The organism is Nocardioides sp. Z21_20 (genome assembly GCF_059766585.1).
Map to the genome: position 1 here is coordinate 115,465 of NZ_JCBAJX010000008.1, position 13,141 is coordinate 128,605.

11 protein-coding genes and 3 tRNA genes are annotated in these 13,141 nt (G+C 70.7%); 7 read left to right on the forward strand and 7 right to left on the reverse strand.

Going from position 1 to position 13,141, the window contains the following annotated elements:
• The first annotated feature begins 2 nt into the window (after positions 1-2).
• Complete coding sequence (locus AC6EH9_RS13835) at positions 3-1,100, forward strand: potassium channel family protein (protein ID WP_498423944.1); 1,098 nt, start codon at positions 3-5, stop codon at positions 1,098-1,100.
• 10 nt (positions 1,101-1,110) lie between these two features.
• Here the strand turns inward: AC6EH9_RS13835 and AC6EH9_RS13840 are convergent, their stop codons facing one another.
• Positions 1,111-3,360: a PAS domain-containing sensor histidine kinase gene (locus AC6EH9_RS13840; protein WP_498423945.1), complete on the reverse strand. Its 2,250-nt coding sequence runs from the start codon at positions 3,358-3,360 to the stop codon at positions 1,111-1,113.
• Between the two features lie 134 nt (positions 3,361-3,494).
• Positions 3,495-3,941, reverse strand: a complete 447-nt coding sequence (locus AC6EH9_RS13845; protein WP_498423946.1) for a hypothetical protein — start codon at positions 3,939-3,941, stop codon at positions 3,495-3,497.
• 125 nt (positions 3,942-4,066) lie between these two features.
• On the opposite strand from AC6EH9_RS13845, the gene AC6EH9_RS13850 reads away from it, so the two are divergent.
• Positions 4,067-4,765, forward strand: coding sequence for a hypothetical protein (locus AC6EH9_RS13850; RefSeq protein ID WP_498423947.1), 699 nt, complete (start codon positions 4,067-4,069; stop codon positions 4,763-4,765).
• A 10-nt stretch (positions 4,766-4,775) separates the two neighbouring features.
• On the opposite strand, the gene AC6EH9_RS13855 is transcribed toward AC6EH9_RS13850, so the two are convergent.
• On the reverse strand, positions 4,776-5,246 hold the full coding sequence (locus tag AC6EH9_RS13855) for a hypothetical protein (protein WP_498423948.1): 471 nt from the start codon (positions 5,244-5,246) through the stop codon (positions 4,776-4,778).
• Between the two features lie 117 nt (positions 5,247-5,363).
• On the opposite strand from AC6EH9_RS13855, the gene AC6EH9_RS13860 reads away from it, so the two are divergent.
• The 3 genes from AC6EH9_RS13860 (at position 5,364) to AC6EH9_RS13870 (ending at position 9,460) form a co-directional block, all read left to right on the forward strand.
• Positions 5,364-7,022 carry an NERD domain-containing protein gene (locus AC6EH9_RS13860; protein WP_498423949.1) on the forward strand — a complete coding sequence of 553 codons (1,659 nt, stop codon included), beginning with the start codon at positions 5,364-5,366 and terminating at the stop codon, positions 7,020-7,022.
• 108 nt (positions 7,023-7,130) lie between these two features.
• A complete protein-coding gene (locus AC6EH9_RS13865; protein WP_498423950.1) occupies positions 7,131-7,982 on the forward strand; it encodes an ARPP-1 family domain-containing protein in 852 nt (283 codons plus the stop codon).
• An 11-nt stretch (positions 7,983-7,993) separates the two neighbouring features.
• Positions 7,994-9,460: an ADP-ribosylglycohydrolase family protein gene (locus AC6EH9_RS13870; protein WP_498423951.1), complete on the forward strand. Its 1,467-nt coding sequence runs from the start codon at positions 7,994-7,996 to the stop codon at positions 9,458-9,460.
• Between the two features lie 16 nt (positions 9,461-9,476).
• On the opposite strand, the gene AC6EH9_RS13875 is transcribed toward AC6EH9_RS13870, so the two are convergent.
• Positions 9,477-11,048 carry an SAM-dependent methyltransferase gene (locus AC6EH9_RS13875; protein WP_498423952.1) on the reverse strand — a complete coding sequence of 524 codons (1,572 nt, stop codon included), beginning with the start codon at positions 11,046-11,048 and terminating at the stop codon, positions 9,477-9,479.
• 230 nt (positions 11,049-11,278) lie between these two features.
• Here AC6EH9_RS13875 and AC6EH9_RS13880 point away from each other — a divergent pair, with 230 nt between their 5' ends.
• Both AC6EH9_RS13880 and AC6EH9_RS13885 read left to right on the forward strand, forming a co-directional pair.
• Positions 11,279-11,815, forward strand: coding sequence for a SigE family RNA polymerase sigma factor (locus AC6EH9_RS13880; protein WP_498423953.1), 537 nt, complete (start codon positions 11,279-11,281; stop codon positions 11,813-11,815).
• A gap of 11 nt (positions 11,816-11,826) precedes the next feature.
• Positions 11,827-12,594, forward strand: coding sequence for a hypothetical protein (locus AC6EH9_RS13885; protein ID WP_498423955.1), 768 nt, complete (start codon positions 11,827-11,829; stop codon positions 12,592-12,594).
• A gap of 103 nt (positions 12,595-12,697) precedes the next feature.
• Here AC6EH9_RS13885 and AC6EH9_RS13890 read toward each other — a convergent pair.
• The 3 genes from AC6EH9_RS13890 to AC6EH9_RS13900 all read right to left on the reverse strand — a co-directional run bounded on the left by AC6EH9_RS13890 (position 12,698) and on the right by AC6EH9_RS13900 (position 12,980).
• Positions 12,698-12,772 (reverse strand) — tRNA-Val (locus tag AC6EH9_RS13890).
• Between the two features lie 39 nt (positions 12,773-12,811).
• Positions 12,812-12,882: transfer RNA gene (locus tag AC6EH9_RS13895), tRNA-Cys, on the reverse strand.
• Positions 12,883-12,907: 25 nt separating this feature from the next.
• Positions 12,908-12,980: transfer RNA gene (locus AC6EH9_RS13900), tRNA-Gly, on the reverse strand.
• Positions 12,981-13,141: the final 161 nt, after the last annotated feature.

Sequence of the window (13,141 nt, forward strand, 5' to 3'; positions counted from 1 at the left end):
ACGTGTCAGACCCGGAGTCCCCTACGACGCGTCCGCGAGGCTACGCCGACGTCGCGCTCCCCGACCCCGAGCGCTCGCCGTGGTGGGAGCTGGGCCGGCGGCTGCTCGCCGCGGCGGGGATCCTGGTCGGCACGGTGCTGCTGGTCTACTTCGACCGCACCGGATACAGCGACGCCAGTGACGGCAAGGTCGACCTGCTGGACGCGATCTACTACACGACGGTCACCCTGAGCACGACCGGGTACGGCGACATCGCGCCGGTCTCGGACACCGCCCGGATGATCAACGCGTTCGTCATCACGCCGGCCCGCATCGCCTTCCTGGTGCTGCTGATCGGCACCACCCTGGAGGTGCTCGCCTCCCAGGGCCGCGAGATGTTCCGGGTCGCCCGGTGGAGGAGAAAAATGGGAGACCACGTCGTCGTCATCGGGTACGGCACCAAGGGCCGCAGCGCGGTCGAGACGCTGGTCAGCAACGGCCGGGAGCGCGACGAGATCGTGATCGTCGACCCCAGCGGACCGGCCCTGCACGAGGCGCACGCCGACGGGCTCGCCGTGGTCACCGGCGACGCGACGCGTCGCGAGGTGCTGCGCCGCGCGGGCGTGGAGAACGCCAGCCAGGTCATCATCACCACCGACCGCGACGACTCCAACGTGCTGGCCACGCTCACCGTGCGTCAGCTGAACCCCGACACCTGGATCGTGGTCTCGGCGCGGGAGTCCGAGAACGTCCCGCTGATGCGCCAGAGCGGCGCGAACTCGGTGATCACCTCCTCCGAGGCGGTCGGCCGGCTGCTCGGGCTGTCCTCGGTCTCGCCGCAGCTGGGCTCGGTGATGGAGGACCTGCTGACCTACGGCGAGGGCCTCGAGGTCGCCGAGCGCGACCTGCTGGTCAGCGAGGTGGGCAAGCCCCCGCAGTCGCTGCCCGACCAGGTGATCGCGGTGGTGCGCGACGAGAAGGTGCACCGCTACTTCGACCCCGTCGTCACCCGGCTGGCCCGCGGCGACCGGCTGATCGTCGTACGCCCGTCCCGGGAGCGGCCGTGGGCGCCGCGTCCGGGCACCCACGGCGAGGACCTGGCGATCGACGAGCGCGAGTGAGCGTCCGCGCTCAGGCGTGACGCCGTAGCGGCAGGGTCACCGTGAAGGTGCTGCCGTGACCGGCCCGGCTGTGCACGTGGATGCTGCCGTCCATCAGCTCGACCAGCTGCTTGGAGATCGCCAGGCCCAGGCCGGTGCCGCCGTAGCGGCGGGTGATCGAGCCATCGGCCTGGCTGAAGGAGTGGAAGAGCCGCGGCTTCTGCTCGTCGCTGATGCCGATCCCGGTGTCCTCCACGACGAAGCGGAGCCGCTGCTCCTCGGGGCCCGCACCGGGGACGCCGGCCACTTCGGCGCGCAGCCGGACGTGGCCGGCCTCGGTGAACTTGACCGCGTTGGACAGCAGGTTGGTCAGCACCTGGGAGAGCCGGGCCGGGTCACCCCAGGCCTGGGCGGGGACGGCGCCGTCCACCGCGGTCTCGAAGGTCAGCGCCTTGTCGGCGGCGGTGCGCTCCAGCATCGAGGCGGAGTCGCGCACGACCGCGCGCACGTCGTACTCGGCAAGGTCCAGGCGGGCCATCCCGGCCTCGATCTTGGAGAAGTCGAGGATGTCGTTGACCAGCGCCAGCAGCCGGCGCCCGGACCGGTCGATCGACCCGGCGAGCTTGGCCTGGGCGGGAGCGAGCTCGGTCTCCAGCAGCAGCTCGGTGCCGCCGAGCACGCTGGTCAGGGGGGTGCGGATCTCGTGGCTCATGTTGGCCAGGAAGAGCGACTTCGCCTGGCTGGCCTCCTCGGCCGCCAGGCGTGCCTCGCTCAGCTGGCGCTCGGCCTCCTTGCGCTCGGAGATATCCATCATCGACCCGACGCAGCGCACCGCGGTGCCCTCCTCGTCGCGCACCACGTAGCCGCGGGCGAAGACGGTCACCTCGTGCGAGTGGAGAGCCCGGAAGCGGTACTCGGCGATCCACATGTCCTCGTCGGAGGCGTAGACGTCGCGCATCGAGTCCAGCACCGCCGCCCGGTCGTCGGGGTGGATGCGCTCGGTCCACCAGTCGTTGTCGATCTCGAGGCCGTCGCCGTCGATGCCGAACATGGCGTGGGTGGCGCCCCACCACATGGTGACCTCGCTGAGCAGGTCGGTGTCCCAGATGACCTCGCGGGTGGCGCGGGTGATCAGCCGGTGGCGCTGCTCGTTGCGGCGCAGGGCATCCTCGGCGATGACCCGCTCGGTGACGTCGCGGGAGATCCCGCGGAAGCCGACCGGCTCGCCGTCCTCGTCGCGGACCAGGGAGACCGATGTGGACACGTATCCCTCGCTGCCGTCGGGGGAGATGAACTTCCAGTCGAAGCCGGGCTCGGTCTGTCCGGTGCGCAGCACCTCGGCGAAGTGGTGGTGGACCTTGGCGAGGCTGTCGGGGTGGGTGAACTCGCGGTGGTTGGTGCCGATCAGGCTGTCGGCCGGCCCGCCGAAGAGCGTGGTCAGGGACTTGTTCAGGAACGTCATGTTGCCGAACAGGTCGACCTCGAAGTACCCCTCGGCGATCTCGGCCAGGATCGTGCGATAGCGCTCCTCGCTGCCGCGCAGCTCGCGCTCCGCGGCACGGCGCGAGGTGATGTCGCGCGCGATGGAGATGACCTCGCCACCGGGCAGCCGGGAGACCGACGACTCGAGCGGGAACGTGGTGCCGTCGCGACGCCGGCCGGTGACCTCACCCTGCCAGCGCCCCCGCGGGTCGCTGACGAACGACGCCGGCCAGGGGGGCTGGTCGGGGCCGGTGAGCACCGAGAAGTCCTGTCCGATCAGCTCCTCGCCGTGCTCGAAGCCGTGCATCCGGGTGCGGGCGTCGTTGATGGAGACGATGCGCTGCTCGGCGTCGATGATGCAGATGCCGTCCATCGCGGTCGCCACCGCGGCCCAGGTCAGGTCGAGGTCGTTCTGCAGCTGGAGTCGTTCGGTGACGTCCTCGGCGATCCCGTACACGCCGACCACCTCGTCGTCGACGACGATCGGTAGGCCGGTGATCCGCACGCAGATCCGGCGGCCGGACTTGTGCAGGATCAGCGCCTCGAGCTGCTGGGGCTCCTGCTCGACGACCTTGAGGAAGGCGGTCATCGTCGCGTCGAGGTGCTCCTCGGCGATGATCCGCGCGAACTCCATCGACCGGAGCTCGTCCTCGGTGTAGCCCGAGACCCGCTCGGAGGCGGGGTTGGCGGCGGTGAAGCGCCCCGCCAGGTCCAGGGAGAACACGGCGTGCGGGTTGTACTCGAACAGCGAGCGGTGGCGCTGGCTGGTCTCGACCAGCGCGCGCTCGTGCGCAGGCACAGCCCTCGCCGGATCGGTCCGCACGCGTGGCCCCCCTCGCCGTGTCGGTGTCCTCCGGCACATGCTGTTGGGCGCCGGGTGGTCATTCTTAGCACTTTCCGGCTGAGTCGGCAGGCGGTTCGGGCGCAAGGGCGCTACTGCTCGCCTTCGGCGAGGTCGTGGACGTTCTGGGCCGCATCCTCGGCGCGGAGATCTCGGATGGTCACCACCTCCTCGCCGTGCTCGTCGAGGGTTCCCGTCGTCTCCGTGCTGAAGGGGCCGCTGCGGAATCCGCGCAAGCCCGGTGTGCCCGCCTCCGAGTACAACACCACGAGGCCCTCGCCGTACCTGGCGTTCAGCTCGGTGGCGAGCAGGTCGTAGCTAGCGCTGTCACTGGCGAGCTCGGACAGCGTGTCCGCCGAGAAGACCATGTCCAGCGCGTGGCGCAGCCGCTTCCCGTCCTCATAGGCGCGCTGGTCCCCGATCACGGCGCCGGCGAGGTTCGGGTGATCCTCCGCCAGCCACGGCATCCGGGACGAGTGTTCGACGTAGCCTCGCAGCAACGAGGCTCGTGCCGGCTCTGGAAGGTGTTCGATGTTCACGTGGCCTACCTGGCTTCCCTGTCCGATATACCGGTCCTGCCTCTCACGAGATCGAACCTAGGCGGAGGGGGTGGACTTCGCCGGTTACCCGGGTAACTCCCGGCCGAGATGACTACCCTCGCGCCATGGAGCCCCTCTACGACGGCCGAGTACGTCTCAAGGTCGCCGACACCGTCCGGGGGACGTGGGCGCTACCGAGGTCGGAGAACGTCTCCGTGGGGCGAGTGCCGGGCGCGGGGATCCACGTGCCCCACTCGTGGGTGCCCTCGCGGCTGTGTCGCTTCATCCCCTACGAGATGGGCTGGCTGGTCCAGTTGGGTCGGGCGAGGGGTCGTGTCGCCAACAAGTACCTCGGCGATCTCACCTTCGCTCCCCGCACGATCGTCGCGCTGCAGCCTGGTCGGACGCTCGTCTCGTTCCCCGAGCTGGACGACGCCTGCCTGCTCGCGGTCGTCATCGGCGCCGGGCAGGCAGACGGGCTGGCCGTGGCCCGTAACCAGGAGGGTGGCGATGAGGAGAGCGCGCGTACGTCGTACGCAGCCGCCCGTGTCGAGCTGCCGGAGGGACAGCGCAGGGTGCTGGCCGTCGCGTACGAGCACCTCCTGAAGGGACGCCCGGCACCGGCGAACGTGGCCGCCACCGCCGCAGCGAAGCTGGGGATGAGCGAACAGGGTGTCAAGAACGCCCTGGTGAAGGCGAAGAAGAAGGTCAACAGCGAGCGGTGGCTGCACCTGGCCACCACCGAGCAGCTCGGGCACTACCTCGTGCACCTCAGCCGCAACCTCACCTGGGATGACCTCCCGGTGGAGTTCCACGACCGCTAGGAGCGCTCGCCTAGTAGATGACCCCGTGCCAGGTGCTGGCGCAGCCCATGCAGACGTCGGTGTCGATGCGAAGCTCGGGCGGGGTGTGGAGGCGGCAGTAGCGGCAGTACCTGAAGCTGCGCCGTCGAGCGCGGAGGATCTGCCGGGCGACGTCCGGGCCCCTGTCCTCGAGCTCGAGGACCCCGACGAACTGCTCGCCGTCGGGGAGGTACTCGAGGATGGGCGAGCCGCCCCATCGACCCAGCGGCTTGGCCAGGAACACGCCCTCGGGCGAGGCCCTCACCATCAGCTGCGGCGGGCTGCCCGTGATGTGCCAGGGCGTGAGACCGCCGAGGGGACCGCTGCTCCGCTCCGGGTCGAGGTCGAGGTCGTCCGGGGAGTCGACCTCGTGGACCTGCCACCCCGCGCCGAGCAGTTCCACGAACTCTCTCGTCGGCAGGCCGAGAGTCGCGGCGAGCATGGCGGTCCCTTCGTCTTCCATGCACCGAGCCTCCCAGACGCCGCCGACGTCGCTAGCGGAATCGGCACGCGCGACACCGAGTCGGCGGGCTGGGCGTTCCGCCTGCGGACGCCGGTAGGTCGTGGCAGGGTGCCGGACATGGTTCGACTGGTTCCTGAGAAGCCGCGGTTCACGACCACCTCGGAGCAAGAGGTCTGGCAGCTGCTGAAAGACGGGCTGGGCCCCGACGACGTGCTGCTGGCGAACGTCCGGCTCACCGACCGGGACAAGGACTACGAGGCCGACCTGATCGTGCTGCGCCCCGACATCGGCATCGTCGTGCTCGAGGTGAAGGGCGGCAGCGTGTGGCACGACGAGGACGGCTGGTGGCAGACCCGGCGCGGGAAGCACGTCCGGATCGACCCCGTCGAGCAGGTGCGGACCTGCAAGTACGCCGTTCGCGACTACGTCGCCCGCGACCCTCGCTGGCAGCGTCGCAACCATGTCGCCTGGGCGCACGCGGTGGTGACGCCGTATGCCGAGTTCGCCGCCGACGCCGAGGCCCCTGACTGTCCGCGCTGGTCGCTGCACGACCGGCGCGACCAGGCCGACCTGGTCGAGCGACTGGCCGCCAACGCGAAGCTGTCGTGGCACGGCAAGCTCGCCCCGACGTACGAGGAGGTCGACCTCATCGTCGAGATCCTGGCGGGGCGCCTGCACACCTCCTACGACGTGAACGCCGACTCCGAGGACCGAGCGGCCGAGGCGGAACGACTGACCCAGGAGCAGGCGACGCTGCTCAAGGTGACCCGGCTGCTGAACCGGGTGGAGGTGCGCGGCGGCGCCGGGAGCGGCAAGACGGTCCTCGCACTGCAGCAGGCCAAGGAGCTGACCCGCGGTCACTCCGGCGAGCGGAAGGCTCAGCGGGTCGCCCTGATCTGCTACTCGATCGGTCTGGCGGAGTACCTCAAGCGCCAGGTGGCGGGGTGGCCCCGCAACCACCGGCCGAAGTTCGTGGGCACCTTCCACGAGTTCGGCAAGCAGTGGGGGGCGCCGGAGGGGGACCGCCAGGACAGTGCCTTCTGGGAGGAGACGCTGCCGGACCTGATGGGTGGCCTCGCGGAGGGTCTCACCGACAACTACAAGTACGACGCCGTGGTCGTCGACGAGGCGCAGGACTTCGCGGACTCCTGGTGGCGTCCGGTGCTGAAGTCGCTGCGCGACGAGGATACGAGTGGGCTCTACGTCTACTCCGACGAGAACCAGCGGATCTTCGCCCGGTTCGGGCGCCCCCCGGTGCAGCTGGTCCCGCTGGTTCTCGACCACAACCTGCGCAACACCCGGCAGATCCACGACTGCTTCGGACCCCTCGCGCCGAGCCGGATGTACGCCAGCGGAGGTGAGGGGCCCGACGTGCGATTCGTGCCGGCGGCCCCCGCCGACGCCCTCGGAGTCGCCGACGACGAGGTCGACGCGCTGATCGAGGCGGGCTGGAAGCCCGGGAACATCTGTCTGCTGACGACCGGTCACCGTCATCCGGAGCAGGAGGCCCAGACCGAGCGGCACGGTCAGATCGGTTACTGGCGCAGCTTCTGGGACGGCGACGACGTCTTCTACGGACACGTCCTGGGCAGCAAGGGCCTGGAACGGCGCGCCGTCGTGCTCTGCCTCAACGAGACCGGCGAGCGCGATCGCGCGCGGGAGAGGCTGTACGTCGGGATGTCGCGGGCGACCGACATGCTCGTGGTGGTGGGCGATCCCGACGTCGTACGGCGGGTGGGCGGTGACCAGGTCGCGTCGCGTCTGGGGATCGCCTAGCCGTCGATGCTTCTCCGGCCAGGGGGTTACCCGGGTAACGCGCCCGGATCGGTGCTTCCGTGCATGCTCCTCGTGTCGGCCCGCCCGGGGTCGCGAAGGGGGATCATCATGAACGAGCTGCACGTAGGCCGGGGCACCACCCGCGGCGCGATGACCGTGTTCCCGTTGTGGGGCACGGCAGGCGGCTACCGCCGCTACACGATGGACAGCCGCGTCCTGGATGTGAGTGAGGTCGAGGGCGCCCCGGACGTCGGCACGCTGATGGTCGGCAACCCCGGCGACCGGCCTGCGCTGGTGCTCGAGGGCCTGCTCTTCGAGGGTGGGTGGCAGCACCGGATGGCCCGCCGCTCGGTGCTGGTCGGGGTGCACCAGCGCATCCCGGTCGAGGTGGCGTGCGTCGAGCAGGGACGCTGGGGAGGCGCCACCGGCCAGCACAGTCGGGGCCGCCGCGCGACGCCGTACGTGCGGGACTCGGTGCGCCGCGGCGGCGCTGGCCTGCAGAGCGAGGTCTGGCAGCGCGTCGCGGTGCACAACCGGGGCGAGGCAAACCCGACCGGGTCGCTGGTGCACCGCCTCGACGGTGCCGAGGGGGAGCGGCAGGCGTGGTCCGTCCACCGCCCACTGACCGGGCAGATCGGGGTGCTGATCGGGATCGGCGGGCAGCCCTACGTCGCCGAGGTGTTCGACAACCCCGGGAGCCTGCGCAGTCAGCTGCCCGTGCTGCTCGAGGCCGCCGCGCTGGACGCGCGCCTCGCAGCCCCGGAGGCCACCCCGTCACGTCGGGCACGCCGCTTCGTTGAACGCCTCGACCACGTGAAGCTCGACCACGTCGAGCCCGCGGGTGTCGCCGAACGCGGCCGCGGGGTCACGGAGTACCTCGACGTCACCACCCTGCGCTGGCGCGGGAGCGACGTGCACAGCACGATCACCAACGTCCGCCACCCGATGCTGGCGGCATGAGAGGACCAGGCATGAGACTCACCACTTCCCAGATGGACCGTGCCTGCGGGGTGCTGCTCGCCTCCGCGGTCGGTGACGCCCTCGGCGCGGGCTACGAGTTCGGCTCCGCCCCCTACGGCGGCTGGCCGGCCATGATCGGCGGGGGCCTGGGGAACTTCGAGCCGGGGGAGTGGACCGACGACACCGCGCAGGCGATGGCAATCGCCCGGGTCGCCGCGACCGGTGCGGACCTGCGCACCACGGCCGCGCTCGACGCCGTCGCGGCCGGCTTCGCCGAGTGGTACGCCGGTGGGCCGGCCGACGTCGGCATGCAGACCGGCGCGGTGCTGCGGATGGCGGGTCGCAATGCCACTGCGGCGCAGATGACGGACGCGGCGGCGAGCGAGCACCAGCGCAGCGGCGGCATGTCCGCGGGCAACGGGTCGCTGATGCGCACCGCCCCGGTGGCGCTCGCCCACCTCGACGATCCGGCTGCGCTGGTCACCGCGGCTCAAGCGGTCAGCGCGCTGACGCACCACGACCCGATGGCCGGTGAAGGTGCCGCGCTGTGGTGCCTGATGATCCGGCACGCGGTGCTCCACGGCGCGTTCCCGGTGGCCGCCGACGTGCTGCCGCTGCTCGGCGAGACGTCCCGCGACTGGGCGGCGGTGCTCGCCGAGGCCGAGACCGGTCCGCCGTCGAGATTCACCGAGAACGGGTGGGTGGTGGGTGCCCTGCAGGCCGCCTGGTCCGCGATCGTGCACACGCCGGTGCCCGACGACATGGCCTGTCGCCACCTCCAGGACGCGCTCGCGACCGCGATCGGCATCGGACACGACACCGACACCGTCGCCGCGATCGCCGGCGCCCTGCTCGGCGCCCGCTGGGGTGCCAGCGCGGTCCCGCAGGAGTGGCAGGAGCTGCTCCACGGATGGGGGAGCCCCGCCGGGTACGACCCGCAGACCGGTGGCGCCGCGGCGCTGGTGGCCCTGGCCGCGCTGACGGTCGGCAAGGGACACCCGGACTCCCACGGATGGCCCACCGGACCGCGCGTGGACTACCGGACCTGGGGACTGGACGGCGTCTGCGTCCCGCACCCGTGCGTGGCCGACGTGTGGATCGGGAACGCACTCGCCCTCGACAAGCTGCCGGCCGAGATCGACGCCGTGGTCAGCATGTGCCGGATCGGGACCGAGCAGATCCCAGGTGGTCTCGCCCGCCACGCCGTACGGCTGATCGACAGCATGGCCGAGGACAACCCGAACGTCGACTTCGTCATCGACGACGCGGCCAGGACTGTGTTGCGGCTGCGCGACCAGGGCAAGCGGGTCTTCCTGCACTGCGTCGCCGGGCAGAGCCGCACGCCGACCGTCGCCGCGCGCGTCGCCGTACTGGACGGGACCCCGTTGGAGCAGGCCCTGAGCGAGGTCACGGCGGTGCTGCCCGGCGCCCGTCCTCAGGCGTGGCTCGTCGAGTCGCTGCGACGGCTGGACGCCTGAGGCCGGGGCCTGGGGGCTACTCGGCGGTGCCGCGCACCGCGACGGTGAGCACGTGGGTGGCCGGCCACTCGAGGGGGTCGCCGGTCTGCGAATCACGCAGGGTTGCGGTCGGCTCGAAGCGGTGCTCGACGAGCCAGTCGTTGCGCACCTCGGTGGACGCGGCCGCGAGCGCGAAGCCGGCGTCGGTGAGGAGCGTCTCCCAGTCGCGGTAGGAGAGGTCGCAGAACCGCTCGTGGCACTCGGAGAGCCAGTTGTCGACGTAGTCCTTGCGGGTCATGAACTCCATCGCCTCGCGCAGCGTGAGCTCCCAACGGCCGGGCGTGAGCCGCTTCGGTGCGAAGCGGGCGCCGGAGAGCCGCGCGAAGTCGTAGGCGAACTGCGTCATCCGCGCATCGGTGCTCAGCGCCGCGACGAGTACGGCGACCTCGTCGCTGGGCAGCGCGTCGAGCCCGGTGTGGGGCGTCTCGATCCCGGTGCCGTCGTCGGTGTTCAGCTGCAGCACCACGACCCTGTCCGGGTCGGCGGGGCCGAGGACGTCGGAGTTCACCCACACGCCACCGGGCCGGGTGTGGGCGTAGATGCGGTCGGCGAACGTGCGCAGCGAGCTCACGCCCTCGCCGTAGGAGGAGATCTCGTGGGTCAGGGCGACGGTGACCGTCGAGTCGACGCTGCGCTCGGCCATCACGGGGCCGGTGAGGGCGTTGGAGCGGATGAACCAGATGTTGGGGTTCTCGAACACGCCGGCTGCCTTCTTGTGCTCGGCCTCGGCGAGCAGCGGCCGAGCGATGTCGACCCCGAACAGGTCGGACTCGGCGAACCGCTTGTCGGCGGCGGCGTGCTCGAGCAGGCCACCGGTCGCGCAGCCGATGTCGAGGACCCGGCCGGGGCGCAGGTGCTCGGCGACGATGTCCCACTTGCGGCTGGACGCCTGCTCGAACGACGCGGCGTAGGTGCGGTAATCGCGGGTGGCGGTGAGGTCGCCCTCGTCGGAGATCACCGGGTCGGAGAACAGGTCGCGGATGCGGGCGTCGAGTCCGTACCTGCGCCAGTAGGAGACGGTCTCGGGGTGCGCGGCCTGCACCCACTGGGGGTCGCCGGTGGCGCACAGCTCCACGACCTGCCACGGCCCCAGCGGGACGGGATCGGCGCCGGCCTCGACGGGCGCGATCCGGTACCCCAGCGCCTCGTACTCGGCGGCCACGGTCGGCGTGGAGCACGCCACGATCGTGGTCTGGGGGCTCACCTCGCTCAGATGGGGCAGTTCGGTCGTCGCGGTCGTCGCGACCAGCTGCGCGAACCGCGGGTGCGCGGTCACGTCCGGCACCTCGACCACCAGGCTGGGGATGCCTGCGGCAGCCGCGACGCGCTCGACGAGACCGACGCGCCGATGCCCGGGGACGGGGTTGCGGCGCGTGTTCGCGTGGCTCGCCGAGGTGATCGCCCAGACCACGTCGGCATGCTCGGCGAAGGCGATCGGCTCACCGGTGGTGTCGCACTCCTTGCCGGCCAGCAGCCGGGTCAGGTAGTCGACCTGGAACGCGGTCACGGCATGGTGGCGACCGGGGAACAGGATGTGGAGGTAGGTCACGGGACCATGGTGCGGCACGGGGGGCCTGGCCGCTCGACCCCACGCGCCTCGAGACAGAGTTCCTCGACAGATGCCAGGGCCCCGACGACCATGGGGTCGCACACCACGGCATCGCGCTGCAGGAGGCCAAGACCCTCATGGTTCGAGGATCCTGGCGGATCCTCGAGCCCGGTGACACATATTCGCCGCTGGTCTCGTCGTAGGGGTGAGGGGCACCGACGCCCAGGGACGTGGTCCTCACCGGCGCAGGAGGCCATGTGCGACACACCGATCGGGGCGACTTCGAGCAGTTCGCTCGGGCCCGCTCCCATGAGCTGTTACGAGCCGGGTGGCTGCTCACCGGCGATAGACACCGTGGCGAGGATCTGGCCCAGGAGACGCTGGCCCGGGTGTTCTCACGGTGGTCGCGGGTCAGTGCGGCCGACAACCCGGCCGCCTACGCTCGCACGATTCTGACCCGGATCTATCTCGACTCGGTACGGCGCCGCAGCTCGACCGAGGTGCCGGTGGCCGAGCCGCCGCATGGCCAGGTGGCCACGCCCGACAGTGACCTACGGCAGGTGCTGGTGGCGGCGTTGCGCGAGCTGACGCCGCTGGATCGTGCGGTGGTGGTGCACCGCTACCTGCTCGACGCCGATGTAGCCACCGTGGCCCGCGACCTCTCGCTCACCGAGAACGCAGTTCGTACCAGGGCCTCACGCTCTCTCGCCCGGATCCGGGAGCACCTCGGAGCCGACTTCATCGATCTCCACGAGAACAGCCGTTGAAAGGCGACGACATGACACACGACAAGCCCCTGCGCGATGACCAGATGACCCGGCTGATGCAGCACGCCATGCACTCGGTGACCGCGAGCGAGGAGCTCGTCGCCGGTGGCCTCAGCCGAGGGCGGCGCGCCGCCCGTCGCCGGCGCTCGGCTCAGGCGGTGGGGATCGGCGCGGTCGCGGCGCTGGCGACGGTGGCGACGATCGCGGCGCCGTCCCTGCTCGGTGACCAGGACGATCGCCGATCCTCGGCGGCGAGCAGCCCAGCCGATGAGGCCCCCAGCACCGCGGCTGGGCGGACACGAGAGCCGGCGTCCCAGCCGGACGCGCTCGCGCCCCACCTCCAGCGGGCGCAGAAGCTTCTGCTCGACGCTTTCCCGGAGCAGATGCCGGACCCCGGGTATATGACCACGGTCGACTACGACCCCGACGGGCGCGGTCTCGGCGAGATCGTGGCGGTCATCAGTTCCGACGTTCCCGGAAGCGTTCGTGGACAAGACGCCAGGTGTGACCGGGTCACGGCCTCGCCGGCCCCCGACGACTGTGTCGAGAACGGCGCCGGCTGGGTCTTCACCGGTCCGTCGTTGCCCGACGTCTCGGGCAAGCACCCAGAGCTGGCGGGTGTGGGGGTGGTGTACATCCTTCGCGACGGGACCATCGTCAACCTCATCGCCTACAACGCCCTGCAGGCGAACCGCGGGGGCGAGCCGACCCGCACCGACCCGGTGCTCGACGCTGCCGAACTGGTCGAGCTGGCCACCAAGACCGAGTGGTTCGACTGAGTGGTTCGAGTGAGCCATCACCAGAACCTCATGAGGTGTCCGGGCATGCAAAAACCCCGCCTCCCGAGGACCGGGAAACGGGGTCTGACCTGCGGTGATGCTCTGGTGGGCGATACTGGGTTTGAACCAGTGACCTCTTCCGTGTCAAGGAAGCGCGCTACCACTGCGCCAATCGCCCGTACGAGCCACGATCCCGGTGAAGGGGCCGAGGTTGTCGAGGTGGAGACGGGATTTGAACCCGTGTAGACGGATTTGCAGTCCGTTGCCTCGCCTCTCGGCCACTCCACCGTGGAGGCTCAAACTTTTCTCTCCGAGCGGACGACGAGGCTCGAACTCGCGACCTCAACCTTGGCAAGGTTGCGCTCTACCAACTGAGCTACGTCCGCTTGCTGCTCTTCCCGGCTTTCGGCCGGTCAGGGCGACGGAGAGAACATTAACCACAGGGGACAGGTGCTGCCAAATCGGGTCCCCGGTGAGCGTGTCGCCCGGGCGTCGGGTGGGGGAGTCCGCTGAGGCGCCGGAAGGGTCTGGGGTCAGGGGTTGGCGT

Coding starts and splice junctions, on each gene's coding strand:
- AC6EH9_RS13885 (WP_498423955.1), top strand. CDS start 11,827: ATGACACACGACAAGCCCCTGCGCGATGACCAGATGACCCGGCTGATG.
- AC6EH9_RS13855 (WP_498423948.1), bottom strand. CDS start 5,246: ATGGAAGACGAAGGGACCGCCATGCTCGCCGCGACTCTCGGCCTGCCG.
- AC6EH9_RS13860 (WP_498423949.1), top strand. CDS start 5,364: ATGGTTCGACTGGTTCCTGAGAAGCCGCGGTTCACGACCACCTCGGAG.
- AC6EH9_RS13870 (WP_498423951.1), top strand. CDS start 7,994: ATGAGACTCACCACTTCCCAGATGGACCGTGCCTGCGGGGTGCTGCTC.
- AC6EH9_RS13850 (WP_498423947.1), top strand. CDS start 4,067: ATGGAGCCCCTCTACGACGGCCGAGTACGTCTCAAGGTCGCCGACACC.
- AC6EH9_RS13865 (WP_498423950.1), top strand. CDS start 7,131: ATGAACGAGCTGCACGTAGGCCGGGGCACCACCCGCGGCGCGATGACC.